The sequence below is a fragment of the Geobacter pickeringii genome (assembly GCF_000817955.1).
GTDB lineage: Bacteria > Desulfobacterota > Desulfuromonadia > Geobacterales > Geobacteraceae > Geobacter > Geobacter pickeringii.
On sequence record NZ_CP009788.1, the window covers coordinates 2,862,572 to 2,888,036 of the forward strand.

22 protein-coding genes are annotated in these 25,465 nt (G+C 64.7%); 12 read left to right on the forward strand and 10 right to left on the reverse strand.

Features of this window, described 5'->3' with window-relative positions; genetic code table 11:
• Window positions 1-345: 345 nt before the first annotated feature.
• The 8 genes from GPICK_RS12900 to GPICK_RS12935 all read left to right on the forward strand — a co-directional run bounded on the left by GPICK_RS12900 (window position 346) and on the right by GPICK_RS12935 (window position 8,788).
• Complete coding sequence (locus GPICK_RS12900) at window positions 346-1,209, forward strand: PEP-CTERM sorting domain-containing protein (protein WP_039743865.1); 864 nt, start codon at window positions 346-348, stop codon at window positions 1,207-1,209.
• Window positions 1,210-1,250: 41 nt separating this feature from the next.
• The gene (locus GPICK_RS12905) at window positions 1,251-3,392 is read left to right on the forward strand and encodes a multicopper oxidase family protein (RefSeq protein ID WP_039743867.1); all 2,142 of its coding nucleotides are present in this window, start codon (window positions 1,251-1,253) and stop codon (window positions 3,390-3,392) included.
• Window positions 3,393-3,578: 186 nt separating this feature from the next.
• On the forward strand, window positions 3,579-5,081 hold the full coding sequence (locus GPICK_RS12910) for a carboxypeptidase-like regulatory domain-containing protein (protein WP_039743869.1): 1,503 nt from the start codon (window positions 3,579-3,581) through the stop codon (window positions 5,079-5,081).
• A 214-nt stretch (window positions 5,082-5,295) separates the two neighbouring features.
• Window positions 5,296-5,517 carry a hypothetical protein gene (locus GPICK_RS12915; RefSeq protein ID WP_039743871.1) on the forward strand — a complete coding sequence of 74 codons (222 nt, stop codon included), beginning with the start codon at window positions 5,296-5,298 and terminating at the stop codon, window positions 5,515-5,517.
• Between the two features lie 45 nt (window positions 5,518-5,562).
• Window positions 5,563-6,021, forward strand: a complete 459-nt coding sequence (locus GPICK_RS12920; RefSeq protein ID WP_052263430.1) for a hypothetical protein — start codon at window positions 5,563-5,565, stop codon at window positions 6,019-6,021.
• Window positions 6,022-6,057: 36 nt separating this feature from the next.
• The gene (locus tag GPICK_RS12925) at window positions 6,058-6,624 is read left to right on the forward strand and encodes a hemerythrin domain-containing protein (RefSeq protein WP_039743873.1); all 567 of its coding nucleotides are present in this window, start codon (window positions 6,058-6,060) and stop codon (window positions 6,622-6,624) included.
• A gap of 313 nt (window positions 6,625-6,937) precedes the next feature.
• Entirely contained in the window at window positions 6,938-8,134 is a 1,197-nt protein-coding gene (locus GPICK_RS12930) for a hypothetical protein (RefSeq protein ID WP_039743874.1), read from the forward strand.
• Between the two features lie 57 nt (window positions 8,135-8,191).
• A complete protein-coding gene (locus GPICK_RS12935) occupies window positions 8,192-8,788 on the forward strand; it encodes a porin family protein (RefSeq protein ID WP_039743876.1) in 597 nt (198 codons plus the stop codon).
• A gap of 73 nt (window positions 8,789-8,861) precedes the next feature.
• On the opposite strand, the gene GPICK_RS17590 is transcribed toward GPICK_RS12935, so the two are convergent.
• From GPICK_RS17590 to GPICK_RS12945, 3 genes are all read right to left on the reverse strand, one after another.
• Window positions 8,862-9,035 (reverse strand): hypothetical protein, encoded by a 174-nt coding sequence (locus GPICK_RS17590; protein ID WP_169745370.1) that lies wholly within the window; start codon window positions 9,033-9,035, stop codon window positions 8,862-8,864.
• A gap of 248 nt (window positions 9,036-9,283) precedes the next feature.
• Entirely contained in the window at window positions 9,284-10,585 is a 1,302-nt protein-coding gene (locus tag GPICK_RS12940) for a nitrite/sulfite reductase (RefSeq protein ID WP_039743878.1), read from the reverse strand.
• A gap of 102 nt (window positions 10,586-10,687) precedes the next feature.
• Window positions 10,688-12,310: a DUF6600 domain-containing protein gene (locus GPICK_RS12945; protein ID WP_039743880.1), complete on the reverse strand. Its 1,623-nt coding sequence runs from the start codon at window positions 12,308-12,310 to the stop codon at window positions 10,688-10,690.
• Between the two features lie 135 nt (window positions 12,311-12,445).
• Between GPICK_RS12945 and fusA the strand changes: the two genes are divergently transcribed.
• On the forward strand, window positions 12,446-14,515 hold the full coding sequence (fusA, locus tag GPICK_RS12950; protein WP_039743882.1) for an elongation factor G: 2,070 nt from the start codon (window positions 12,446-12,448) through the stop codon (window positions 14,513-14,515).
• A 56-nt stretch (window positions 14,516-14,571) separates the two neighbouring features.
• On the opposite strand, the gene GPICK_RS12955 is transcribed toward fusA, so the two are convergent.
• Complete coding sequence (locus GPICK_RS12955; RefSeq protein WP_039743884.1) at window positions 14,572-14,760, reverse strand: hypothetical protein; 189 nt, start codon at window positions 14,758-14,760, stop codon at window positions 14,572-14,574.
• Between the two features lie 210 nt (window positions 14,761-14,970).
• On the opposite strand from GPICK_RS12955, the gene mscL reads away from it, so the two are divergent.
• Window positions 14,971-15,402, forward strand: coding sequence for a large-conductance mechanosensitive channel protein MscL (gene mscL, locus GPICK_RS12960; protein WP_039743885.1), 432 nt, complete (start codon window positions 14,971-14,973; stop codon window positions 15,400-15,402).
• A 79-nt stretch (window positions 15,403-15,481) separates the two neighbouring features.
• Here the strand turns inward: mscL and GPICK_RS12965 are convergent, their stop codons facing one another.
• From GPICK_RS12965 to GPICK_RS12985, 5 genes are all read right to left on the reverse strand, one after another.
• Window positions 15,482-17,461, reverse strand: coding sequence for a heterodisulfide reductase-related iron-sulfur binding cluster (locus tag GPICK_RS12965; protein WP_039743887.1), 1,980 nt, complete (start codon window positions 17,459-17,461; stop codon window positions 15,482-15,484).
• A 55-nt stretch (window positions 17,462-17,516) separates the two neighbouring features.
• A complete protein-coding gene (locus GPICK_RS12970; protein ID WP_039743889.1) occupies window positions 17,517-18,848 on the reverse strand; it encodes an electron transfer flavoprotein subunit alpha in 1,332 nt (443 codons plus the stop codon).
• A gap of 34 nt (window positions 18,849-18,882) precedes the next feature.
• Window positions 18,883-19,701, reverse strand: coding sequence for an electron transfer flavoprotein subunit beta/FixA family protein (locus tag GPICK_RS12975; protein ID WP_039743891.1), 819 nt, complete (start codon window positions 19,699-19,701; stop codon window positions 18,883-18,885).
• Between the two features lie 322 nt (window positions 19,702-20,023).
• Window positions 20,024-20,830 carry a GNAT family N-acetyltransferase gene (locus tag GPICK_RS12980; RefSeq protein WP_039743893.1) on the reverse strand — a complete coding sequence of 269 codons (807 nt, stop codon included), beginning with the start codon at window positions 20,828-20,830 and terminating at the stop codon, window positions 20,024-20,026.
• 3 nt (window positions 20,831-20,833) lie between these two features.
• Window positions 20,834-21,700, reverse strand: coding sequence for a radical SAM protein (locus GPICK_RS12985; protein ID WP_039743895.1), 867 nt, complete (start codon window positions 21,698-21,700; stop codon window positions 20,834-20,836).
• 363 nt (window positions 21,701-22,063) lie between these two features.
• Between GPICK_RS12985 and draG the strand changes: the two genes are divergently transcribed.
• A complete protein-coding gene (draG, locus tag GPICK_RS12990; RefSeq protein ID WP_039743897.1) occupies window positions 22,064-22,981 on the forward strand; it encodes an ADP-ribosyl-[dinitrogen reductase] hydrolase in 918 nt (305 codons plus the stop codon).
• Between the two features lie 100 nt (window positions 22,982-23,081).
• Window positions 23,082-24,548: a cytochrome c family protein gene (locus tag GPICK_RS12995; protein WP_039743899.1), complete on the forward strand. Its 1,467-nt coding sequence runs from the start codon at window positions 23,082-23,084 to the stop codon at window positions 24,546-24,548.
• Between the two features lie 74 nt (window positions 24,549-24,622).
• Here GPICK_RS12995 and GPICK_RS13000 read toward each other — a convergent pair whose 3' ends face one another.
• Window positions 24,623-25,420, reverse strand: a complete 798-nt coding sequence (locus GPICK_RS13000; RefSeq protein WP_039743901.1) for an NAD(+)--dinitrogen-reductase ADP-D-ribosyltransferase — start codon at window positions 25,418-25,420, stop codon at window positions 24,623-24,625.
• Between the last annotated feature and the right edge of the window lie 45 nt (window positions 25,421-25,465).

Below are 25,465 nucleotides of genomic sequence, written 5' to 3' on the forward strand. Positions count from 1 at the left end.
TCGCGGGGCAGGATCGTGCATGATCCTGCCCCGCTGCCATTCTCGGAACTTATTTCGCTTTCTGCTCTCCGATTTCCCAGTCGGATGTAAATTGTCGGTTTCCTTAACAGTACCCTCTTTCCCGCTTACTGATTTCAAAAAAAGCAAGGCTGGGAAATCACTGCCAAAAGCGATTTGTCGAAAAAACGGCACTGTCGGCACGGTTTACACCAATCAGCCCACACCCGAAAAACGCAACAATCTAAGCCAGTTACAAACTGGCACAACTATTGCCCTTTACACATAGAAACTCCATGGTTTTGTAAACATTGCAAGACCCTCACGCTACCCCAAAGGAGGCCTTCCATGAAAGAAACCGCAAAGAAAACAGTCGTCGGGTATCTCTGTCTGTTGGGAATTCTGGCCTGGGCATCGGTTTCGTCCGCGACCTTCATCTCCGTCGAAACCCAGATCGACAATTTCACCTTCGGTCTGACCAACCCCAAACTCGGCATCCAGTTCGGCACGTTCAACACCAGCGCCTCATCCACGGTGACGGTCGGCGGAAAGGTTCGGGGCAGTGGGACGAATACCGCAACGGACACCTTCAGCAACCCTCTGGGGAATTTTGCCGCCGTCAGCCTCAATGAAACCGGCAGCAACTACTATGGCGTGTCCAACCCGTCGGTCGCGGGATCTCCCGTGCCCGGTGGCGATCCCACCATCAACGGGATCAACAACAACGGTCTCGGCGGCGATTTCGTAGTCCTCGCGTCGACCGTTGCGGCAACTCCGGCCGATGGGGCCCACGTGATCGTTCAGGACATGGCGCGCTACGAGCAGTTTTTCACCATCACCGGGAAACCGCGTGACAAGGGAAAGCTGACCGTGACCGCCGATTATGTGTTCGCGATGCTCTTCGACAATTCAGTCCTTGGTGCCGCCAAGGGAAAAGGTGAAGTTTTCCTCCAGCTCATCGACACGACCCGCAACCAGACCTTCTCGGACAGCTACCTGTTCGACTCCCTCGACCCGCTCAGCCAGCCGGCAAACGGCGCGGACTTCTACACCCACCTGTTCAGCCCGATGAATGTCTTTGGCGGAGATCGGATCAAACTCATTGCCGAAGCCAGGTCCACCTCCGATGCCGCACCGGTGCCCGAACCGGGAACCGTCATGCTTGTCGGCGCCGGCATCCTGGGACTGGTTCTGGTCAGAAGAAGGATATAAACGGCCCTGCTCACCATTGCGGAAAGAAAGGACGGGATGCCATGAAAAAGATCAGCAGAAGGAAATTCCTGCAAATCAGCGGTCTCGCCGCCGGTGCGACCATGCTCCCGCTGCCGGTGAGATGGCTTGGGCAGCGCGACGCGTTTGCGTTCTATCAGAGCCCGGCCAACGTTATCCCCCTCTTCAAGACCCCGCTGCGCGGCGTGGGACCCGGCGGAATTCCCGTGGCAGCCAAGGATGGGGTATCACCGGTGACCGGAGCGGACCATTACAGTGTCACCGCCGGCCAGTTCCAGGATGCCGGCGTCTGCCCCACCCTCGGCCCGACGACCCTCTGGGGGTACAACCCCGCCAACCCCCTCGGGGGGGGAATCCAACCGCCGAAACACCTCGGCGGGATCATCGTGGCGTGGAAAAACAAGCCGGTCCAGATCACCTTCACCAATAACCTCCCGGCCAAGGCGATCATCCCGGCCGATACGAGCTCCATCTTCTCCGATGCCCAACAGAGCGTGAACCGCGTTTCAGTCCACCTGCACGGCGGGTTTGTGCCGTGGATCAGCGACGGCGGCCCCATGGCCTATTGGGGGCCCGCCTCCAACCCCGTTTACGGGCCGAGCATCGCCAACGGCTCCACGAATCTGTTCAAGATCCTGAACCCCAGTCTCAAGCCGGGCCAGGGGGAAATCTACTATCCGAACCAGCAGAGCGCGCGGATGATGTGGTACCACGACCATGCCCACGACATCACGCGCACCAACGCCTATGCAGGGCTGGCGACGGCCTACATCATCCGGGACGATTTCGAGGCCGGCCTGCGGAACCAGGGCCTTCCGCCGTTCATCGAGGATTCGGTGCTGGGAGGGACCACCGTCCAGGAACTTCCTCTCGTCTTCCAGGACAAGATCTTCGTCGGCTCGAACATCGGCTGGATCGATCCGACCTGGACCGGCCTGAAGAGCCCGGGAAGCCTCTGGTACCCCCACATTTACGAGCGCAACCGCTGGCGTCTGACCAACACCGGCATCCCGCTCCCCAATCCGTCGGCCATCCCCGAGATGTTCGGCGACACCATGCTGGTCAACGGAACCGTCTTCCCCGAGGCCACCGTCGAGGGGCGCCGCTACCGCCTGCGGATACTCAACGCCTGCCAGGCCCGCTTCATGAACCTGCAGCTCTATGTGGACGACGGCAGCCCCAACGGCATCACCCTGGATGCCAACGGCAATCCGAAAAACGCGCCGTTCATCGATGGCGCCCAGAAGGACTCGAAGATTCTCCAGATCGGGACCGAAGGGGGGTTCCTCCCGAAACCGGTGCCCGTCTCCACCAGCACCCCGTTCAACCCCCTCGCCCTGAGCGGCTCCCTCATCATGGCGCCGGCTGAGCGGGCCGACATCATCATCGACTTCAGCAAGTACGTCGGCAAGAGCATCGTCCTCTACAGCGATGCCCCGGCTCCCTTCCCCATGGGGGACCCGCGCAACGATTACTTCCCGGGGCTCAACGTGGCGGGGAATCCGGTCAACGGCCAGACCAAGGCGGGATTCGGCCCCAACACCCGCATCCTCATGCGGTTCAAAGTGGTGGCACCGACCTCCCAGGACATTCCGCTCGCCATCACCACCAGCACCGACCTCTCGGGCGGCATCGACCCGTTCCTGCAGAATCCGGGAGGAACGCCGCGGCGGCTTACCCTCAACGAGACCTTTGACAACTGGGGAAGACTCTTCCAGCGGCTCGGCACCGATGCCCTGGCGGTCCGGGGAGTGGGCCAGGGGTACATGGAGATGGCAACTGAGGTCGTGAATGCCGGAACCACCGAGGTGTGGGAGATCTACAACCTCACCGGCGACACCCACCCGATCCATCTCCACCTGGTGAACTTCCAGCTCCTCAACCGGCAACCGTTCGACGTGGCGAAATTCATGGCCGGAAGCACGGTTTTCACCGGACCGACCACCGGCCCCGATCCGAACGAAACGGGGTGGAAGGAGACCCTCCGGATGAACCCGGGGACCGTGACGAGAATCATGATGCGCTTCGACCTCCCCACCGTGCCGTTCAACGTCCCGGACAGCCTGAGCCCCATGCTGGGGGTCAACGGGAAGGAATATGTCTGGCACTGCCACATCCTGGAGCACGAGGAGCACGACATGATGCGGCCCATGGTGGTCGTATAGGCGGGGCATCTCTCCCCGCCGGTTCGTCCGATTCCGTCACGCGTGTCGACGGCGAAAGACAGCAAGCCCCGCGGAATCCCGCGGGGCTTGTCATTTCCGCCCCCCCTCCCGCCGGGGGACGTTGCGACGGCCATTGCCGAAGGGGAGATCCATCGTGCTGCGCAACCATTCCACGGAGGCAGAAAGATGAGAAGAGCCCTCACGAACTGTTTACGGTACGGAATCGCGATCATCATGCTCGTCCTTGCCGCCTGCGGCGGGGGAGACGGGAATCGAACGCCGCCACTGACCGGGGGGACGGTAACCGGCGTCGTCCGGGACATGGCCACTGGCACCCCCCTGGCGGGGGTCACCGTCACCGACGGCAGCAGTACCGCAACAACGGACGCCAACGGGGTCTATACCATGCCGCGCCCCGCCGGGACCTACACCCTCACCGTTTCCGCCGCCGGCTACGGCACCACCTCGCGGATCTGCTCCGTTCCGGCGGGGGGGAGCGCCAGCTTCAACTGGAGCCTCTCCCGGAGCCCCGGCGTCTACTGGAACTACTCCGCCGCCCAGCCGGGCCGGATGATCCCGGCGGCCACCATGAACTACGTCGTCGTCGCCTGGAACGACCTGGGGATGCACTGCGCCCAGGACGACTACTCATACTTCTGCGTACTGCCGCCGTTCAACACGCTCCACGTCCAGGTGATCCAGCGGGGGGTCGGGGTGGTGACGAGCGGCATCACCGTCAGCTACGCATTCCCGAAGAAGACCGACTCGGCCCGCAACACCAACTTCTGGCAGTACGCCGCAAAGTACGGATGGAACGTCCCCCCCAACATCGGGATCACCGGCACCCCCCTCGCCGGCACCATGGCGGTCGATGCCAACAACCTCGGCTTCGTGGCGACGGGAATCCCCGTCACCCCCTACGACGATGACGGAACCTGGGACCCCTACGGCACAGCGACGATCACCGTCACCAACACCGCCACCGGCGCGGTGCTGCAGACCGCGTCGGTGGTGGTGCCGGTCTCCACCGAAATGAACTGCAGCAACTGCCACGGCATGGCCGACACCTACCTGAACATCCTTCAGACCCACGACCGCCGCACCGGGACGACCCTTGCCGCCGACCAGGCGAAGGGGGTTCTCCACCTCTGCGCCGAGTGCCACGCCGACAACGCCCTGGGGCTTGCGGGGAAACCGGGAGTCACGAACCTCTCCCTCGCCATGCACGGCTTCCACCGGGATAAAATGGTCAGCACCGGCAGCAGCCAAAGCCCCGAATGCTACAACTGCCATCCCGGTCCGCGGACCAACTGCCTGCGGGGGATCATGTCCCACGCCGGCCAGACCTGCACCGACTGCCACGGGAATCTGTCGGCCATGACCACCGCCCTGCAGAACGGCCGGAAACCGTGGCTCGAAGAGCCCCGGTGCGGCGACTGCCACGGCAGCCTCCACCAGGAAAACAGCGCCACCCTCTACCGCAACTCCATCTTCACCAACTCCCCCGACCCGAAGATGAACGGCCAGCTCTACTGCGCCGCATGCCACAACAGCCCCCATGCGGAATTCTCCTCGACCAACCATGTCGACAACGGGCTGCCGCAGAAATATCAGGGAGACAGTTACTGGCTCTGGAACTGCTACGTCTGCCATACCGATTACATGCCGGCCCCCTCCACGCACCAGTGAGGCGAAGAACGGTGCGTCTCACCTCCTGACCACCGGCGGGCCGCCTTGCCACGGCCCGCCGGCGCTCCCATTTCCCTCCCCAATCCCCCCCGGTTTCGCCCCCCAATTGTCCTCTCCAGAACGTCGCGAAGAACTCCGCTTTTTTGACCCACATCATAATTTTTTCGATGCAACAGGGGTAAGGTGGAATCATCACGAACGAGGGAGGACGACAATGGAACTGAAAAACGATCTCGGCACCACGGCGATCCAGGACGTCATTGCAGCATACCCCGAAATCGGCGAGATCCTGCAGCGCTACGACATCGGCTGCGTCACCTGCAAGGTGGGGATCTGCCTCCTGAAGGACGTGGTCTCGATCCACGGCCTCTCCAAAGAGGACGAGGCGCGGATCGAGGCGGAAATCAACGACCTTCTGGCCCGGAAAGCTGCTTAAGACATAACGCGCACACCCATCACACCATTACAAGGAGAACAGATCATGTCACATCTCGGTTGCGGCTGCCCCGGCAGCATGGCTCGCGTCATCGAAAGAGAAGAAACCACCACCACGAACGACACCGCCCAAACCCCGTCGGAACTGCGCCAGTGGCCGGTGCAGCTCCACCTGGTACCGCCCACGGCCCCCTACTTCAGGAACGCCGACATCCTCGTCTCGGCCGACTGCGTCGCCTTTGCCCTCGGCTCTTTCCACCGGGACCTGCTGAAGGGAAAAGCCCTCGCCATCGCCTGCCCCAAGCTGGACGAGACCGGCACCTACGTGGAGAAGCTCGCCACCATCTTCCGCGAAAGCGAGGTAAAGAGCGTCACCGTCGCCATCATGGAAGTCCCCTGCTGCCGCGGCCTCGACGTCATGGTGAAGCAGGCGGTGGCCCAGTCGGGACGCGACATTCCGCTGGAGACGATCGTCATCGGCATCGACGGCGAGAGAAGGAACTGACCCCCGAAAAAGGGGCGATCGAACGAGGTACCGACCATGAAAACGGATATTACCCAGGCCCTGGTCCATGAGCATACCCTGATCCTCCGGATGCTTGCCGTCCTGGAGCGCAACGCCATCCTCACCGCCGAGGGGAAGTACACCTACTATCGGTTCTACGAAGATGCGGTGGACTTCATCCGCAGCTACGCCGACCGCTTCCACCACGCCAAGGAGGAGGACGTCCTCTTCGAAGCGCTGGTCCGTAACGGCATGCCGCGGGAGAACAGCCCGGTGGCCGCCATGCTGATGGAGCACGACCGGGGCCGCGCCTACGTAAAGGCGATGGAAGAAGCAGCGCGGGCAGCAGCCGGAGGCGACGCCACCCGCAACCGCGACATCACCGACAACGCCCTCGGCTACCTCACCATGCTCCGCGAGCATATCGACAAGGAGGACAACATCCTCTACCCCCTGGCGGAGCGGGTCATCCCTCAGGAGATGCGCGGCGGGATCGTCGCCGGTTACTGCACCGCCGAAGCCCGCACCCCGGCCGATTTCGAGCAGAAGTACCGCGAAGTGCTGGAGCGGTACGAGGCGGAGGCAGCACCGCACGCGGCATAGGCCGGAAAAGCTTTAGCTCTGACGGGAGAAGGGGAGATCGGATGATCTCCCCTTCTCTTGTTGGTGCAACGACTCTCCACACGCTCCCCGGCAGACTCATTCTCCTTGATGTCGGCCCATTCCCCCAGAGAAGCTATTCTTCATAACCGGAATTGACATTCCCCTCAGCCAAAGCAATCTATAAAAATAAACAATATTTAATGTGATTATTTTTATTGTCAACAAGCACACGCTTACCAGCCGCACTCGATTAGTCCCCTGCAACCACCTTGTTTTGTGCAACTATCTGCAATTTTGTCACAAAGGAGGAGTTATGCGCTGCACCACCGTCCTCTCAATGTTCCTTCTGACTCTGATGCTGCTCTCCCTGGGCGGCTGCGGCGGTTCGGGCAGCATCACGGCAGCAAGCAGCCCGTTCGTCTCGGGGGGAAGTAGCACTACGACCGTGGGGAGCACTCCCATCACGGCTCAGAACCCCGAGGTCAGCATGGTTTTGACCACCGACCTGACAAAGCCATCCGATCTGACCAAACTGCCGCAGATCGACGCCAACATCGGCACGGTCCTGCTCTCGGCAAAGCTCCTGAATGTGGGCGGCGGAGACATAATAGACCAAGTGACCGGCTTTCACATTGGGACGGGCCAGCCGATCCCGAACGCAGCGGTCACCTTTTCGGTCCTGGCCGGCCCGGGAATTATCGGCAGCACCACGCCGGTCAGCGACAAAAATGGCGCATCCGATGCAATCTTCACCGCCGGCAACGTCCTCTATACCACCAACGTCATCATAGAGGCCACGGCCACCGTCAGCGGCAACATCTACCGCGCCTACACGAGTTTCCAGATCGTGCGCGGCACCGGCGTCATTTCCATCGGTGAAAACGGGCTTCTTCCCCCCATGAGCAAGGAGGAGGATCCGAACCTCGCCATCGCAGAGCGCTTCCTTCAATTGGTCCCCTTCAAGCTGACCGATTCCAACGGCAACCCGCGGGTGGGGGTACCGGTCACCCTGTCGCTCTACAGCCAGTCCAACGATTCCGCCGTCGTCATCGATTATCTGAAAAGCCCGGTCACCGAGCCGAACCAGCAGACCGTCACCACCGATTCCGCCGGCATGGGGGTATTCAACGTCTCCGTCACCATGCCGCTGCCCGCCCCCGGCATAACCAAGATCGACTCCATCGTCTACAAGGCGGTGACCAACGACGCCAATCCGATCGTCGCCTATGTCGGAGGGATGTATTCACTGACGGCAAAGCTGCCGACCCTCGTAATCACCCCCGCCTCTGCTTTGTTCGGCACGGCAACCGATATTACCTTTACCATCTCCGGCGGGGTTGCCCCCTACAGCGTCACCTCCAACACGACGAGCCGCGTGACCGTAACCCTGCAGCCCGACGGCGTGACTGCAGTCGCACGCCTCGTCGACACCTCGCAATGGGCCGGTTCGGTGATCATTTCCGCAAAGGATTCCGCTGGCCAGACTGTTTCGGCAACCGTATTGAGATAACCGCCGGGGCTCGATGCCAAGGCCTGTAATACCAATTGATATTATCCAGGAGGAACCATGCGCAGAATCACCGTTTTTTCCGTCATTCTCCTTTGCCTTGCCACCGGCAGCGCCCTGGCCGGAACCATCACCGGAAGGCTGGGGCTCACCGGCAAGGCGGGGGTTGCCGTGCCGATAAACGACAGTGACATCAAAGGCGCCAGCTTCGAAACCGACCCCGGCTTTGCCGGCGGCGGCGGGCTCATCTACGGATTCAGCGACCATCTGGCGGGGGAACTGGACGTGACCCATGCCCCGGCGCTCGACGCCAAGGTCGTCGGCACCAAGGCCGGCGAGGCGCAGTTCACCGATATCTCCGTAGGAGTCCAGTACCGCTTCATGCCGGAACGCGCCCTGGTTCCCTATCTGGGGGGAGGAGTCGATGCGATCAAGGGGGATATCGAGAACTCGACCCTCGACTGGACCGTCGGAGGACACGCCAATGTGGGGATGGATTACTTCCTGAACAAGAGTATCGCCCTTACCATGGACTTTCGAGGGATCGTCGCCGCCAAGAGCGATATAAAGCAGAGCGGCATAACGGTCGGGAAATTCGACCCGACAAGTTTCGTCGCGACCGTGGGGATACGCCTGTTTCTCCCCGAGAGATGGTAAGCTCTTCACATGACACAAAAAAAGCCCGGAAAACCGGGCTTTTTTCACTTCTCACGTTCAACCTCACAGCTGGCTAGTCACCGAACGAACCGCTCTCCGGAAGTTGTACCGGGTCGCAGACGTCGGCAGGGTCATGGGCTTTCACCCCGCATCTGCTGCAGGAAACGGTGGCATTGGCCGACAGCGAACTGATCGTGCTGCTGTCATCGATCGTGCAGAGCTTATCGTGCACTCTTTCGTGTCTCATGGTTCACACCTCCTTCGAGGTGACGACTGACCGCACTTCCTGTCTTTATTAAACCATATTTCAGACGAGATTCAAACCGGAAACACGACGGCATCACGCCTGTCAAAAGCCATTCCTTATTCCCAATCGCCTTCAAGGTGACACGTTCTCCCCTCACCCCTGCCCCTCTCCCTCAGGGCGAGGGGGAAAAATAAGCCATGAGCAATCGGGTCATCTTGAATGCACAGTGGAATTAACTGCCGGCGCCGCTAGCCGATCCGCCGGATCTCCGCCGTCAGATCATCGAGGGTGAGCCCCTGAAGCGCGGGGGTGCCGAGCCGGTCGGCATCGCCGCGGCGGTAGAGGTCGAAGAGAGGGTGGCGCTCGCCGTCGTCTCCCTTGATGCTCTTGACGGTGACGATTCCCACCTCGGCCAACTGGGGCTGGGAGCAGGAGTTGGGGCAGCCGGAGATGGACCAGTCGCGGCGGAGTCCCTCGTCGCCCATGGCGGCCACGAGGGCGAGGGCCACGTCGCGGGTGGGGGCGAGCCCCATGCGGCACTCGTGGCTTCCGGGGCAGACGCGGAACGCCACCTGCTGTTCGCGGATGGTGCCGCCGAAGCCGACGGCTGCCAGGGCCCGTTCGGCGTCGTCGCGCCGCGCCGGGTCGGCGAGCCGGAAGATGACGTTCTGCCCGCCGGTGAGGGCCATGAAGCCGCCGGCGAACTCCCGGGCGATGCCGGCCAGGTCCCGCAGCTCATCGGTGCTCAGCTCGCCGGCAAAGACCGCCGCTTCCAGGTGGCTCTTCCCTGCGGGGGAGGCCGCCGCAAACTGCAGAGGGCCGAAGGTGTCGCCACAGGGAAGGTCCCTGCCGCGGGCTTCCGTCACGCGCCGGACCAGTTCGTCGCGGCCGGTCTCCCGCAGGAGGTGCTTGAGGCGTTTCCCCTTGGGGGTGTGGGCGGCGTAAACCCGCACCACCGCCTCGGCCAGGGGGATGATCCGCTCCACCGGCACCGCCGACTCGAAGAGGAAGCCGGCGGAAGGCTCGCGCCCGAGCCCCCCGGCAAGCCAGACGTCATAGCAGGGAGCGGCATCGGCCGAGTCGGCCAGCACCAGGCCGAAGTCCTGGATCAGGTGACGGCCGTCGGTGCGGTCGGCGAAGACCCCGATCTTGAACTTTTTCGGCAGCCCCTCGAAATGGGGGTTGCGGGTGAAGTGATGGTGGAGAAGCTGGGCGAAGGAGCTGATGAGGGGAAACGCCGGGGCCGCGGCGGGGCCGCAGGTGACGCCGCGCACCGCACCGCCGCACGCACCGCGGGTGGTGAGCCCGACACCCGCCAGCATCCGCCAGACCTCGGCCAGGTCCTCCTCCTTGAGCCAGTGAAGCTCGATGCTCCCCCGGGTAGTGAGGTGGACCGCGCCGCCGGCGAAGCGGTCGGCGATCTCGGCGATCCGCGCCGCCTGCTCCGCGGAGACGGTGCCGGCGGGCACCTTGACCCGGAGCATGAAATTCCCCGGTTGCCGCTGTTCGTAAATCCCGTCTATCCGTATCGTCTGGGGGTCGAAGGTCATGGAGGCCTCTCTCTCAGGAAATGTTCCGGCAGGGAACACCGCATCCTACGCACAATTGCGGCAAAATTCAATCGGCAGGATGCGGCCTCCCGGAGCCTTCCGTCACTCGCGCTCCTCCCGGCGCCCCCTCCCCCTCGGTTCGCTGCCGCGCTCGCGGGGCGGCGGGCTTTCCCGGATCTCCTGCCGTGCCGGCTTTTCCGCCTGCTCCTGACGCGGCGCCTGCTCTCTGGCGGCTCCGGACTGCCGGGGCACACTCCGGCGATCCTCCCGGCTGCGCCCCTGGGGTCCCCTGCGCGCCGGCACCGCTTTCTCCCGCGGGGCGGGGGGGGCCTTCTCCTCGATCACCCGCGTCGGCGCCTCCCGTTTCCGGACCCGCAGCTCCTGCGCCGGCACCGCCGGCCGGAAGACCGACCCCCGCTCTTCCGGGACGAGGCGCCGCTCGCGCCGGATATCCTCGACCCTCACCCGCTGGACCTTCTCCGGCGGCGCCATCCGCGGCGGAATCTTCCGGTCCACCGGCCGCAACGCCTCGCGGGCGGGCCTGAAGCGCGGCGGGCCGATGGCAACGTTGGCGGCGGTGAAGGGATTTCCCCGCACCGTCACCCGTTCCCTCCTGCCGTGGAGGAATCCGTCACGGTTCACGACCGTCACGGCGTTGGTGACGGAGACGTTGCGATACTCCCGCACCACCGTCCGGTTGATGGTGACGTTGGTGATGTTGACGCTGGTGGGGCCGTAATGCCCGTAGCCGTAGTAGACCTCACCCGGCGCCAGGGGGACCCACGCCACGTAGCCCGGGGTGGAGACCCAGCCGACGTAACCGGGGGCCCACCAGGCGGCGCCGCGGGCGGGGGGGACCCAGCACCAGCCGAAGCGGGCCACGTAGGCCCACCGGCCGTAGTGGTACGGCGCCCACCCCCACGGCTCGTAGGAGATCCAGACGTAGTCTCCCCGGATCCAGACCCACCGGCCGCTCTGGTAGGGAGCCCAGCCAACGGAGACCGAGAGTTGCGGCGACCAGACATAGCCGTATTCCGGGGCATAGAGCCAGCGGCCGTTCTGGTCCAGATCCGAGGCGTAGTCGTCGAGCTCGTCGGGAATGTAGCGGAGGGACTCCGCCGCGGCCACCCGCCGGTCACGGTCGCGGTTCCACCGCTCCCATCGGTCCGGCGAACTCAGCGGGAAGAGATCCGCCTCCTGGTCGGCACCGATCCGCAGCGACTGCCCCGCCGAGACCCGGGTCTTGCCGCTGCGGGTTTCGGCGGAGGCATACCCCTTCAGGACCGACACGCTCGTCACCTCCCCCTCGGTCACGTCGACCATGATCAGGGAGTTGTCGTAGCAGCCGACGGAGGAGAGCGGCGTGTCGATCTGGATATGGTCGATCCCTCCCCGGCGGTTGTTGATGTAACTGCGCCCCTCGGCCTGGTAGAAGTGAAACGAATCTTCCCCCAGGTTGAGGATGTCGAGGGAGGTGGCGGCGTCCAGCCGGAGATAGACGCCGCCCCGGATCTGCACCTCCGCCTGCCCCCCTTCGGGGGACCAGAGCCGGTCACCCTCGTGGAGCGGCATATTCACCGCCGCCGGCACCCATTCCCCGGCATCGTCGGTGTAAATCTGCACGTCCCCCTTCACCAGACTGAGCCGCGCCGCGCCGGGCTCTTCGGCGGCGGCGACGCCGGCAACCGCCAGCAGGATCGCAACAAGGAAACCGATGAATTTCATATTTTGTCCTCCTCTTCACGTCAGGATGCGTCCTTCAATTCTACCGGGAGCCGCCCCCGGCTGCAACGCCGCCTTGTCAGTCAACGGCCATCGGCTATACTGAATCCTTATCCGCCACCCTCCCGGAGGCCTCCCATGAACCGCCCCCCCCTCGACTCCATCCGCAACATCGGCATCATCTCCCACATCGACGCCGGCAAGACCACGGTCTCCGAACGGATCCTCTACTACAGCGGCGAATCCCACAGGATGGGAGAGGTCCACGACGGCGAAACCGTCATGGACTGGATGCCCCAGGAGCAGGAGCGGGGGATCACCATCACCTCCACCGCCACCGTCTGCCGCTGGGGCGGCTGCCGGATCAACCTGATCGACACCCCCGGGCATATCGATTTCACCATCGAGGTGGAGCGGAGCCTCCGGGTTCTGGACGGCGCCGTCGCCATCTTCAGCGCCGTGGAGGGGGTCCAGCCCCAGAGCGAGTCGGTCTGGCGCCAGGCCGACCGCTACCGGGTCCCCCGCGTCTGCTTCATCAACAAGATGGACCGGATCGGCGCAGACCACCGGGCGACGCTGCGGCAGATGGCGGAGAGGCTCGGGGCGCGGCCGGTCCCGCTCCAGATCCCGGTTGGCGCGGAAGCGGACTTCGTCGGGGTGATCGACCTGATCGCCAGGGAACTGGTCACCTTCGACGAGGCCGACCTGGGGCGGAGCGTGATCCGTCGGCCGGTGCCGACAGAGCTGGCCGACGAGGCGGAAGAAGCCCGCGAACAGCTCCTGGAGGCTGCGGCCGATTTCGACGATGCCGTCCTGGCCGATCTCCTCGAAGGGCGGGAGATCGCCCCCGAGCGGATCAGCCGGGCACTCCGGGTGGGGACCATCGCCTGCCGGATCTTTCCGGTGCTCTTCGGCTCGGCCCTGCGCAACAAGGGGGTTCAGCCCCTTCTGGATGCCGTCGCCGCGCTGCTCCCCTCCCCCCTCGACCTTCCCCCTGTAACCGCTCAACGGCCCGATGGCGAATCCGTTGACACCCTTCCGTGCGACCCGGACGGCCCCCTCTGCGCCCTTGCCTTCAAGGTCCAGTCCGACGAGGGGCGCAAGCTCACCTACCTCCGCGTCTATTCGGGGACGGTCAGGGCCGGCGCGGCCCTCTGGAACAGCACGCGGGGATGCTTCGAGAAGGCGGGCCGGCTCTTCCGGATGCACGCCCACAAGCGGGAGCAGATCGAGGAGGCGACGGCCGGCGACATCGTGGCCGCCGTGGGGCTCAAGGAGGTCCTGACCGGCGACACCCTCTGCGACCCGGCGCACCGCCTCATCCTGGCGGGGCTTGCGGTGCCGGAACCGGTGGTGTCGCTGGCGGTGGAGCCCCGGGGGGTGGACGACCGGGAGAAACTCCTCCCGGCGCTGGAGAAGCTCCAGTGGGAGGACCCGACCTTCCGGGTCCACGAGGACGAAGAGACCGGCCAGACGATCCTCACCGGCATGGGAGAGCTCCATCTGGAGGTGGTCACCGACCGGCTCGGACGGGAGTTCGGGGTCCACGTCGCCACCGGCAGGCCGCAGGTGGTCTACCGGGAGACCATCACCCGCCCGGTGGAGCGGCACGAAATCTACCGGACCGAGTTCGAGGGGAAGATCCAGGGGGGAGAGGTACGGCTGCGGCTCTCTCCCCTCCCCCGTGGAGCGGGGGTGCGGCTCGTCGTCCCACCGGCGGACGAGCTGGGGATTGCGCGGGAATGGCGGGAGGCAGTGGCGTCAAGCATCGCCCAGGCATGCTCCGCCGGCTGCCGCACCGGCTACCCCCTCACCGACCTGGAGGTGCGGGTCGCCGCCGTCCCCCTGGAGGCGGGGGTTACCACCGAGGCGGGGGTGCGGGCCGCCGCCGGCCGGGGGGTGCTGCTGGCGGCGCGGGACGGAGGGGTGACACTGCTGGAACCGCTCATGAACCTGGAGATCGTCGCCCCCGCCGACTGCGCCGGCAAGGTCCTCGGCTCGGCGCAGCAGAAGCGGGGACGGGTGGAGGGGATCACGGTCCAGGGGGCGATGGAGACGATCCGGGCACTGGTCCCCCTGGCCGAGATGTTCGGCTACATGACGGAACTGCGCAGCGCCACCAAGGGGCGCGGCACCTACACCATGGAATTCGCCCGCTTCGAGCAGGCTCCCCCCGACCTTCTCAGGCGTCTCGGATTCGCCGGCTGAGGCGCCCGGATCGACTGAAACGGCCACACTCCCCCCGGCCAGATGCCGGCGCCTCCCTACTCGTGCCGATGGGGGATTGCCGCCAGCTCCTTCTTCAGCGCGCCAAGGGCCCCCTCGATCTCGGCAATGTCAGCCTCCAGCACCCGAAAGTCACTGCTGGAATCGAGCTTTCCGGCGAATTCCCTGATAACCCCGATCTGCTCCGCCAGAACCTCCCTCACGCGCGATGTCTCCACAAGGGCCATGGTCTCTCCTCCCTCCGACTCTGTTAGTGCGCCACCTCTCTCCCGGCTCGTTACCAAGTATAGCCCGCCGGTCTCCGTTGACAACCGGCGGCGCACGCCGCCAACAATCAGCAAGGCCGGCTTTTCATCCGGCAAAAGCATGGTAATAATTAATCATCGCTGTATTATTGAATTTTCATTGCCGCATAACCACTGCCAAGGAGGAGCGCCATGCTGAAGGAATTCAAGGAATTTGCCATGAAGGGAAACGTGATCGATCTCGCCGTCGGCATCATCATCGGTGGGGCCTTCGGCAAGATCGTCACGTCGTTCGTCAACGACATCCTGATGCCCCCCCTGGGGCTCCTTCTGGGAAAGATGGATTTCACCAACCTCTTCATCAACCTGTCGGGAAAGGAGTTCCCCTCCCTCAAGGCGGCCAAGGATGCCGGCGCGCCGGTCATCAGCTACGGGGTCTTCATCAACACGGTCCTCGACTTCATCATCGTCGCATTCGCCATCTTCCTCGTCATCAAGCAGATCAACCGGATGAAGGCGGAGCCCGTCCCCGTCCCCCCCAACACCAAAGAGTGCGGCTTCTGCTTCTCGGCGATTCCGATCAAGGCAACGCGCTGCCCCCACTGCACGTCTGAAGTGAAGTAGTCTCCCGTCCACCCCGAACGCACAAAGGGCGCCCCCTCAGGAGCGCCCTTTGCCGTTTTGCCCGTTGCTGGTCGTTGACTTATGGCCGCGGCCGCATCCCTTCGGCCACCACCTCGGCGATGTCCCGCACCCGGGTCTGCCCCGCCTGCCGGTCCTTGAGGCCATCCTCGAACATGGTCATGCAGTAGGGACAGGCCACGCAGACGGTGTCGGGGTTCTTCCGCAGCGCCTCCTCGACCCGCGCCCGGTTGATCCGGCTGCCAAGCTGCTCCTCCATCCACATCCGGCCGCCGCCGGCGCCGCAGCAGAACGACTCGCCCCCCGCCCGGTCGAACTCGACCGGCGCGGCGCCGGTGACCGCCGCAATCACCTCCCGCGGTGCGTCGTAGACGTCGTTGTGCCGCCCCAGGTAGCAGGAGTCGTGGAAGATGATCTCCCCCAGCTCCGACACCTGCCGGTCGAGCCGCAGCCGCCCCTCCGCCTGGAGCGTGCGGATCAGCTCGCTGTGGTGGACTACTTCCAGCTCGATGCCGTACTGGCGGTAGTCGTTCTTGAGCGTCGTGAAGCAGTGGGGGCACGGGGTGATCACCTTGGTCACCCCCCGCTCCCGGAACAGGGCCACGTTCTCCCGGGCCATCCGGTCGAAGACGTACTCGTTGCCGAGCCGCCGCAGGCTGTCGCCGCAGCACTTCTCGTCCTTGCCGAGGATCCCCCACGACACCCCGGCCCGGTCGAGGATCTGCGCCAGGGCCACCGTCACCTGCCTGCTCCGGGAATCGAAGGAGCCGGCACACCCCACGTAGAGGAGATATTCCGTCTTCCCCGCCTCGAACGGCTTCACGTCCAGCTGGGAGCACCACTTGGTCCGCTCAGAGGGGGCGATCCCCCACGGGTTCGAGCGCTGCTCCATATTCTCGAAGAGGTTCAGGAGCTCTTCGGGGAACTTCGCCTCCATCTCCACCAGATGGCGCCGCATCCCCACCAGCTTCGGCAGGTGCTCGATGAAGACCGGGCATGCCTCCATGCAGGCGCCGCAGGAGGTGCACGACCAGATGGCGTCGGCCGCCACGCTTCCCGTACCGCCGTCGCCGATGAGCGGCAGCGCCGGCGCGCCTCCCCGTTTCAGGAGCGCCCCGTTGGCAAGGAGGTTCACCTTGATGTCGTTCACCACCTGGCGCGGGTTGAGGGGCTTGCCGGTGGCGGCGGCAGGGCAGACGTTCTGACAGCGGCCGCATTTGGTGCAGGCAAAGCCATCGAAGAGATCCTTCCACGACAGGCGGTCCACCTGGCCGGCGCCGAACGTCTCGTTGGGCTCGAACCGCTCGGGCGGCTGGGTGTTCGGCTTGCCGTCGCGGCGGAGAAAACAGTTGGCAATGGCGGTGAAGACGTGGAGGTGCTTGGTGAACGGGATGAGCACCGTGATGAAGGCAAAGAGGGCGGCGGCATGGAGCCACCAGTAGAAGCCGAAGGTGGCCCGGACGTGCATCTCCGGATACCCCGCCAGCACCGCGGCGAAGCGCGACGACACCGGCATCGCCGCAGCGCCCCGCTCGTGCCCCAGGGCAATCTCGGCCCCGCTCACGCCGATATAGGCGATCATATGGACGGCGATGAGGAGGAGAATCGCGTAGGATTCGAAGGTCCGCGCCTCCGGGTAGGGGGGGAAGAGGGTGCGGCGGACCAGGGCAAAGGCGATGGCCACCAGGGTCAGTGCCGCCATCACGTCGGAGACGAAACGGACCGGCAGATAGACCGCATCGGGGAGGAGCGACAGCCGGAGGGAGGGGACCATGCCGCTCACCAGGAACTCGACGTTGACGAGGACGAGGGAGATGCAGGCCCAGAAGATCACCAGGTGGTTCAGGCCGAAGAGCTTGCGCACAACCCGCTTCTGCACGAAGGCGTAGAGGAGCATCTCCCGCACCGCCGCGCCGACCCCCCGGAAGGTGTAGCCGGGGCGCCCCAGGGCAACGAGGCCGAGCCTGCGGTAGAGGCTCACGGCGAAGAACGCGAGCGCCACCAGGAGGAGAAGGGTGAAAACGGCTGGATTGGGTTGCATATCACTATACCTCATGCCTGCCAGAGAGGGGCAGGAACCATGGAATCTTGTGCGCTCAGGCTACGCGCTTCCCCTGCTTCAGGTCGCGGAGCCGCTGGGTGATGGCCGGGACGATCTGGAAGAGGTCCCCCACGATGCCGTAGGTGGCGACATCGAAGATCGGCGCCTCACGGTCACGGTTGATGGCGATGACCAGGTCCGAGTCCTGCATCCCCACCAGGTGCTGGATCGCCCCCGAAATCCCGCAGGCGATGTAGATCTTCGGACGCACCGTCTTCCCCGTCTGCCCCACCTGCCGCTCGTGGGGCATCCACCCCGCGTCAACGGCGCTGCGCGACGCCCCCACCACGCCACCCAGTTCGTCGGCCAGCTCCTGCAGCATCCCGAAGTTCTCCTTCGCCATCATCCCCCGCCCCCCGGAGACGATGAACTCCGCCCCGGCGATGTCCACCTCCCCCGCTTTTTTGTCCCGGATGATCTCCAGCACCTTGGTCAGGATGTCGGCCTCGGCGAGGGCAACCTCCTCCCGCACGATCTCCCCCGTGGCCCCTGCCTGCCGCTCGGGGAGCGGCATCACGTGGGGACGAACCGTGGCCATCTGGGGACGGAACCGGTCGCACATGATGGTGGCCATGATGTTCCCCCCAAAGGCGGGGCGGGTCTGGCGCAGGTTGCGCCTGTCGTCCACGTCGAGCCCGGTGCAGTCGGCGGTGAGGCCGGTCTTGACCCGCGTGGCCACGGCGCCGGCCAGGTCGCGCCCCATGCCGGTGGCACCCATGAGGACGATCTCCGGCTGGTACGTGCCGATCAGGGTGCAGCACGCCTCCAGGTACGCCTCGGTCCGGTAGTGCCGGAAGACCGGCTGGTCCAGCAGGTAGGCCTTCGAGGCGCCGTGGGCGAAGGCCTCGTGGCAGAGGTGTTCGACGTTTTCGCCGATGACCACGGCGCAGAGTTCCGTCTGCAGGCTCTGCGCCAGCTGGGCCCCGACCCCCATCAGCTCCCAGGAGACCCGCGCCGGCTCCCCCTCGGTCTGCTCCACGAAGACCCAGACCCCGCGGTAGGCGGCGAGCATCTGCGCCAGGGCGGCCGCCTCCTCGTCCACCTCTTCGGCAGCGGCGGCGTCGGCCCCCTGCTGCCGTGCCAGTTCGTCGAGAAGCTGCTGCTCTTCGGGGGTGAAAAACATCTCCAGCGCCTCCGCCGGGCAGACCTTCACGCACTTGAGGCAGCCTATGCACTTCTCGCTCAGGATGACCGGCTCTCCCGCCTCGTTCATTTCGATGATGTCCACCGGGCAGGCGCTCTGGCAGCGGGCGCCGCAGGCGATGCACTTCCCGGCGATGAGCCGCGCCCTCCCCCGGGGTTTCTTGATCTTCTTCGGTTCGGTCATGTCGTATCCCCTACGTCTTCAATCACACCGTATGTCAGACCGCCAGCAGGTCCTTCGCCAGCAGCTTGTCGATCAGCAGATGGGCTGTCCCGACGGGATCGTTCACCCCGTCGCCGATGATCTCCCCCTTGGCCCGCTCGGGGGAGAAGATCCGGCTCACCCAGGTGGGGGAACCCTTGAGGCCGACGCTGTTCGGATCGAGCTTGAGCAGGTCGTTGGTCCAGAGTTTCACCGCCGCCGTGGCCGAGGCGAGCCGCATGGGGACGCTCGGGTAGCGGGGGCGGTTCAACTCCCGCACCACGGTGATCAGCACCGGCAGCGGCGCCTCCACGATCTCGTACCGCCCTTCCAGTTTGCGCCGCACCCGGATCCGCCGCGCCGCCACGTCCAGCGCCTCAATCCGGTCCACCAGCGTCAGCTGGGTGAAGCCGAGCCGCACCGCGATCCCCGGCCCCACCTGGGCGGTGTCGCCGTCGATGGTCTGCTTGCCGCAGAAGACGATCCCCACCTCCTCGCCGATCTCCTCGCCGATCTTCCGGATGGCCGCCGCCAGCACGTTGCTCGTGGAGAGGGTGTCGGCACCCCCGAAACAGCGGTCGGAGCAGAGAATCGCCTCGTCGACGCCGAGGCCGAGGGCCTTGCGCAGCGCCGCCTCGGCGTTGGGGGGGCCCATGGAGAGCGCCACGGAGCGAAAGCCATAGCGGTCCTTCACCCGCAGGCTCTCCTCCAGGGCGTGGGTGTCGTAAGGGTTGACGATGAACGGGATCCCCTCCCGCACCAGCGTGTTGGTAACCGGGTCGATCTGAACCTGGGTCGTGTCGGGTACCTGCTTGATGCAGGCGATGGCGAGCATGGTTTCGGTCTCCTGAAATTGGTGATGATGGCCGGACGAAGAACTATCGCAGCCGGTACCGGCTGCGGCGGCAAAAACAATTACGCGTTAATCATAATAAAGGAACCGGCGCGAGGCAAGCAAAGTATGCCTAAAAAATAGGCATGCTTTTTTACCAATAGTAAAGAGAACCGCGAAAACTCGCGCTCTCCACCGTGGGTCGTGCACTTTTACCCGGCAGTTTTATTTTACCTTTACGTAAATGGAAGATATACAAACAAAATACAATGTTTGCTGGTGCGGCGCAACCCATTTTCTCTCCCGGACCTTGCCAAGGAGAACACTACCCCATACTCCCCATGCTGGCAAGGGCGCCGACCCGCGACGGTACGTAGGCCGGCTCGGCCCCGGCATACATGAGAGCGGTTTCGCCGCTGGCGACGAAGCCGGCGGCGCCGAGGAGGGCCGTCACCGCCCCGTTGCCGGCCGGCACGTCGAGGAAAAGCCGCGTCCCTGCGCCCGCAACGGCCCGGGCCTCGTCCAGGAGTTCCGCCGCTCCGTCCCCTGCCGAACATCCCCACGGACCCACCTGAAAGCCGTCGCCGAAGGGTTGCACGACGAGAAAGCCTTCCGGGCGTAGCACCACCGTACCGCGGGCTGCAACGGCCGCCAGAAGCGTCCGGCGGTCATCTCCCCAGCCGGCGCGGTCAAAGGCTTCCATTGCCGCTGGCCGGACCGGACCTCCCCCGCCGGTGCCGCCTCGTCCCGTCCCGACCCAGCGGACCACCCGGTCGGCTTCCCGAAACCCCATCCGCTCATAGAGGGGACGTCCCGACGACGACGCCGTGAGCCAGGTCGTCTTCACCCCGGCCGCGGCGAGCGCCTCCACCGTGCGGTGCATCAGGAGCGTTCCGCACCCCCGCCCCCGGCGCGCACGGTCGACGAGGAGGTTGCCGATCCACCCGCTGGTGCCGTAGCGGATCGACGTGACAAAGGCCACGGCCGCCCCCTCCTCCTCCAGCGTAAAGCACCCTCCGGGGAACGCGCCGCGGAGGAAGTCGAACTCCCAGCGGTCGCAGAGCCACCCCTCATCCTCGGAACGGGCGAGGAACGCGGGGAGATCCTTCGCGGAGAAGGGGCGGAGCGTCATCGCCTACCCCGGCACCACGCAGGCCGACTGCCCCACCGAGACATCCCGACCGATGAGCCCCACGGCGTCGGCGCGGCACTGGCGGCAATGCTTGAACTGGCCGATGATCGCCTCGTTCGCCGCCCGGACCCCGTCGAGCGTCTCCGTGGAAGGGGGGGCGATATGGGCGAACTCCGCCTGGGGGATCAGCGGCATGATGTTCATGACGAAGGCGCCGAGCTCCTTCACCTTCCGGCCGATGAGCGGGATCTGCTCCTCGTTCACCCCGGGGATGTAGACGGTGTTCACCTTGATGGTCATGCCGTACCCGGCCGCCCGCCTGAGCCCCTCCAACTGGTTGGCGATCAGTATCTCCGCCGCCTCGGCACCGCGGTAAGTTGTGCCGTGGTAGCTGATGTGGCCGTAGATCCGCGCCCCCACGGCGGGATCGAGGGTATTGAGGGTGACGGTGAGGCTGTGGAGGTCGAGCTCGTGGAGGCGGTCGATGGCGTCGGGGAGCAGGAGGCCGTTGGTGCTCATGCACTTGATGAGATGGGGAAACTCCTCCCCCACGAGGCGGAAGGTCTCGAACGTCTCCTCGTTGGCCAGGGGATCGCCGGGGCCGGCGATGCCGATCACCTTGATGATGGGGCCGACCACCGGGCTCGCCATCACCTCCCGGACCTTGGCGATCGCCTCGGCGGGGGTGAGGAGCCTGCTCGTCACGCCGGGGCGCGACTCGTTGGCGCAGTCGTGCCTGCGGCTGCAGTACCCGCACTTGATGTTGCAGCGGGGCGCCACCGCCAGGTGCATCCTCCCGTTCTTGTGGTGATTGCCGCCAAAGCAGGGATGCCCCTGGATCTTCTTCAGCTGATCGCATGACGTGGCCATGGTCTACCTCCCGTGGGCGTGTGTGCCGGCTCGGCCGGCGCCGAACGAAAAAAGCCCGGCGGAGTGCTCGCGCCGGGCTTCGATGCCTGTTTCGGAAATACCTCGTCGTATGACCGATGGTTTCCCCTCTAACATTAAACGTGCCAGAACTCCCCCGTCACCATCCACACGTCCAACACACCGTATTTAAAAGGCTTTTATCGAGGCTTAATGAATTTTTGATGCCCATTTTTTGGGGAAGTGATTAAAAACAAGGCAGCTGCCACCCGCAGAACGGGGCGGCGAAAGATGGCCACCCCCCCGCGGGAGCGCCCCGTGCCCCCGCCCTTTCGCCCCGGATTACTTATTGCATTCTCATCCGGCGTGACCGTATCGATCAATCTCCCCGATATCCGCTCCCGGGCGGCGGCCGCCTTCGTCGGCCTGGCGGTGGGCGACTCCCTCGGCGCGCCGGTGGAATTCATGACCACCGGCGAGATTGCGGCAAAGTACGGCATCCTCAATGAGATCGTCGGCGGCGGCTGGCTGCGGCTGAAACCGGGCCAGGTAACCGACGACACGGAGATGTCCCTCTGTGCCGCCCGTGCCATCGCCTCCGCCGGCGGCTGGTCCTTGGCGGGGATCGCCGGGGAGTTTGCCGCCTGGCTCCGGTCGAAGCCCATCGACGTGGGTGACACCTGCCGGCGGGGAATCCGCAACTTCATGCTGAAGGGGATGCTGGAAACCCCCTTCAACCAGTGGGACGGCGGCAACGGCGCCGCCATGCGGATGCTCCCCACCGCCCTCTTCACCCTCGGCGACGACGCTCTCCTCGAACGATGCGCCGTGGAGCAGGCCCGCCTCACCCACAATCACCCCCTCTCCGACGCCGCCTGCATCACGCTGGGGCGGCTCGTCCACCTCTCCCTCCGCGGCGCCTCCAAGCCGCGCCTGCGCCGGGAGGCGGATCAACTCATCGCCGCTTACCCCACCTTTGCCTTCGATCCCTACCGGGGGCTTGCCACCGGCTACGTGGTCGACACCATGCAGACGGTCTTCCACCACTTCTTCCGGGGACGCAGCTTCGAGGAGTGCCTCACGGGGACCGTCAACCAGGGGGGCGACGCCGACACCACCGGCGCCATCTGCGGGATGCTGGCCGGCGCCTTCTACGGCATGGAGAGCATCCCGCGCCGGTGGCTCAAGCGGATGGACCGAAGGGTGGTGGCCGAAACATCGCATCTATCGACGCAGCTTGTCGCTCTATCTCCTGCCCTTTGCGGGCGAGACGGTATTTTGTAGCATCCTCCTTGACGCACTCCTTTTTTGCTGCTAAACATTTAGCGGCGCCTAATCAAACGCAGCAGAATTCCATTCCCCGCCAGGTCAAGGAGGATCCCTCATGAAACGAACGTCACGCCTCGCCGCCATCATGCTCACCTGTTTCATCGTCGCCAGCACCGCGGCGGCCCTGGCCGCCGCCTCTCCCGTCTTCGACGTGGACCGGGAGTTCTACCCTTACTATCCCTCGCTCATGAAATGGAACAAGTCCACCGTTCCGTTCAATGAGCCGAAACGGTGCGGCGGCTGCCACTCCCGGCAGTACAAGGAGTGGAACGGCTCGGTCCACAGCCTCGCCTTCAAGGACCCGATCTACCAGGGTGAGCTGAACAAGGGGGTCAAGGCGGTGGGTCATGAGGTCTCCCGCCAGTGCGAGGGGTGCCACTCCCCGGTGGGGATGATGACCGGCGAGATCAAGGGACCGGGAAACGCGGGGCTCTCCGAAATGGCCCTGGCCGGGGTTTCCTGCGACGTCTGCCATTCCATCAGCGGTGTGACCCACTGGCAGACCCCCTCCCACGAACCGGAGAACGGCTCCTTCATCCTGACGCCGGGAGTGGAGACCAAGGATGGCCAGACCTTCATCAAGCGGGGCCCATTCAAGCCTTCCGACAACTGCGGCGGCGGCTTCCACAAGTGCGAGGAGTCGCCGCTTCACCTGAAAGCCGACCTCTGCGCCTCCTGCCACCAGGTCTACCACTACGACTCCCACTTCCCCATCGAGGCCACCTACCTCGAATGGAAGCACGGTCCCTACGCCCAGAAGAATATCCTCTGCCAGGACTGCCACATGGTCGACATCGAAGGGTTCAAGCGCTCCGCCGACCAGTTCGTGAAGCCCCAGCGCGAGGAGTACCACCACTACTTCAGCGGGGCCAACTACCTTCTCACCTACCTGGCCGCCGGAGCTGCAAAGAAGGCGGGCGATGAAAAGCTGGCCAGGAGCCTCATGCAGCAGTACGACATGGCGGTGGAACGGCTCAAGTCGGCCGCCGACCTGGAGCTCTTACCGGTCTATCACGACGGCGCCCTGGACGAGCTGAAGGTGCGGGTGAAGAACATCCGGGCCGGCCACAACCTCCCCACCTCCCTCTCCAACGTGCGCCAGATGTGGCTGGAGATCACCGCCAGGGATGAAGCCGGCAAGGTGGTCATGACCACCGGCACCCTCAACCCCGACGGTTCCCTTCCCGACACCGCCCGCAACTTCAATTCCGACGGGATGGGGAACGACTTCCACTTCGCCATCGACCCGTGGGTGGTCACCGCCTTCGCCAAGCACGACACCATCCCCCCCCGCGGCTACAAGGAGGTGTTCTACGGCCTTCACTTCCCGGCGGGGCTGAAGAAAGTGACCATGGAAGCCAGACTCCGCTACCGCCAGGCTGACCAGAAGGTGGCGGAGGCGCTGCTGGCTGCCGTGCCGAAGGATATCGACCTGGACCAGGTCTATGGCCTCAAGGCGGTGCCGGCGCTGCCGGTGGTGGATATGGCGGTGAAGCAGGCGACTTTCGATACGGCCCAATAGCTCCCTTCTTTCTAAACGGAAAAAGCCCCGGAGGATTTGCTCCCCCGGGGCTTTTTCCGTTCAGGCTCCGTGCTTCATACCGTGCACATCACCCGTCGCACCCGGTACTCGCCGCCGACGATCAGGTACTCCCCCTCTCCCTTCATGATGCTGTTGGGGAGGAGGTCGTTGAAGAAGAATACCTTCACCAGCGGCGCCCGGATCTCCCAGACAGTGGAGCCGAACTCCCAGGCCCGCTCCTCCACGGCGGTGAAGGAGACGAGGTTGTTGAACCGCACGATCTTTTCCCGCTTGCCGAGCTCCTCCACCGTCTCGTATTCGCCCGCATCGCAAGTCCCCCGGTAGAGTGTGATCCACCGCTCGCCGGGAGAGCGGCGTCCCAGCTCGTACTGGCAGAACTCGTAGAGGATGTCGAGCTGGGAGTTGATGGCGTTGGTCCGGGCGCTCCCCTTGGTGCGGTCCACCGCATAGGCGTAGTAGGCGTCGGTGTGAATCCCGGCGATGGGGACCCTGTGGAAGGTCGGAGCGATCCCGATCCGGCTCTCGACCCACCCCTTGAGCACCGCCCCCTCCACGGAGTTGGCATCCATCATCCACCCCCGCAGATAGCGGAGGTAGCTGTTCTTGAGGCTCCTGCGGGCGGTGTCGGTCCGCTGGTCCTGCCAGTGGTGGAGCTGGAACTTGACCGACATGTAGTCGTTGAAGACCTCGCCCCGCTCCTCGGAAGAGTCGATCCCGTCGAGCTTCTGAAAGAGGAAGCGGTTGGCCTGGCGGACCCCCTGGAGTTCCAGGGGGTGGGGATTGTCGTTGAAATGGCGGGAGGCGATGACCCAGGGGGGGAGGTTGCAGTGATTGAATGCCGAATTCTGCATCGGGTCATCACCTCGTTGTGAATGATCTCGGCGGGGGGGATCCCC

Coding starts and splice junctions, on each gene's coding strand:
- GPICK_RS12970 (WP_039743889.1), bottom strand. CDS start 18,848: ATGACCGAACCGAAGAAGATCAAGAAACCCCGGGGGAGGGCGCGGCTC.
- GPICK_RS12985 (WP_039743895.1), bottom strand. CDS start 21,700: ATGGCCACGTCATGCGATCAGCTGAAGAAGATCCAGGGGCATCCCTGC.
- fusA (WP_039743882.1), top strand. CDS start 12,446: ATGAACCGCCCCCCCCTCGACTCCATCCGCAACATCGGCATCATCTCC.
- GPICK_RS12925 (WP_039743873.1), top strand. CDS start 6,058: ATGAAAACGGATATTACCCAGGCCCTGGTCCATGAGCATACCCTGATC.
- GPICK_RS12940 (WP_039743878.1), bottom strand. CDS start 10,585: ATGACCTTCGACCCCCAGACGATACGGATAGACGGGATTTACGAACAG.
- GPICK_RS12915 (WP_039743871.1), top strand. CDS start 5,296: ATGGAACTGAAAAACGATCTCGGCACCACGGCGATCCAGGACGTCATT.
- GPICK_RS12905 (WP_039743867.1), top strand. CDS start 1,251: ATGAAAAAGATCAGCAGAAGGAAATTCCTGCAAATCAGCGGTCTCGCC.
- GPICK_RS12935 (WP_039743876.1), top strand. CDS start 8,192: ATGCGCAGAATCACCGTTTTTTCCGTCATTCTCCTTTGCCTTGCCACC.
- GPICK_RS12955 (WP_039743884.1), bottom strand. CDS start 14,760: ATGGCCCTTGTGGAGACATCGCGCGTGAGGGAGGTTCTGGCGGAGCAG.
- GPICK_RS12930 (WP_039743874.1), top strand. CDS start 6,938: ATGCGCTGCACCACCGTCCTCTCAATGTTCCTTCTGACTCTGATGCTG.
- GPICK_RS12975 (WP_039743891.1), bottom strand. CDS start 19,701: ATGCTCGCCATCGCCTGCATCAAGCAGGTACCCGACACGACCCAGGTT.
- GPICK_RS13000 (WP_039743901.1), bottom strand. CDS start 25,420: ATGCAGAATTCGGCATTCAATCACTGCAACCTCCCCCCCTGGGTCATC.
- GPICK_RS12980 (WP_039743893.1), bottom strand. CDS start 20,830: ATGACGCTCCGCCCCTTCTCCGCGAAGGATCTCCCCGCGTTCCTCGCC.
- GPICK_RS12965 (WP_039743887.1), bottom strand. CDS start 17,461: ATGCAACCCAATCCAGCCGTTTTCACCCTTCTCCTCCTGGTGGCGCTC.
- mscL (WP_039743885.1), top strand. CDS start 14,971: ATGCTGAAGGAATTCAAGGAATTTGCCATGAAGGGAAACGTGATCGAT.
- GPICK_RS12920 (WP_052263430.1), top strand. CDS start 5,563: ATGTCACATCTCGGTTGCGGCTGCCCCGGCAGCATGGCTCGCGTCATC.
- GPICK_RS12910 (WP_039743869.1), top strand. CDS start 3,579: ATGAGAAGAGCCCTCACGAACTGTTTACGGTACGGAATCGCGATCATC.
- GPICK_RS17590 (WP_169745370.1), bottom strand. CDS start 9,035: ATGAGACACGAAAGAGTGCACGATAAGCTCTGCACGATCGATGACAGC.
- GPICK_RS12900 (WP_039743865.1), top strand. CDS start 346: ATGAAAGAAACCGCAAAGAAAACAGTCGTCGGGTATCTCTGTCTGTTG.
- GPICK_RS12995 (WP_039743899.1), top strand. CDS start 23,082: ATGAAACGAACGTCACGCCTCGCCGCCATCATGCTCACCTGTTTCATC.
- GPICK_RS12945 (WP_039743880.1), bottom strand. CDS start 12,310: ATGAAATTCATCGGTTTCCTTGTTGCGATCCTGCTGGCGGTTGCCGGC.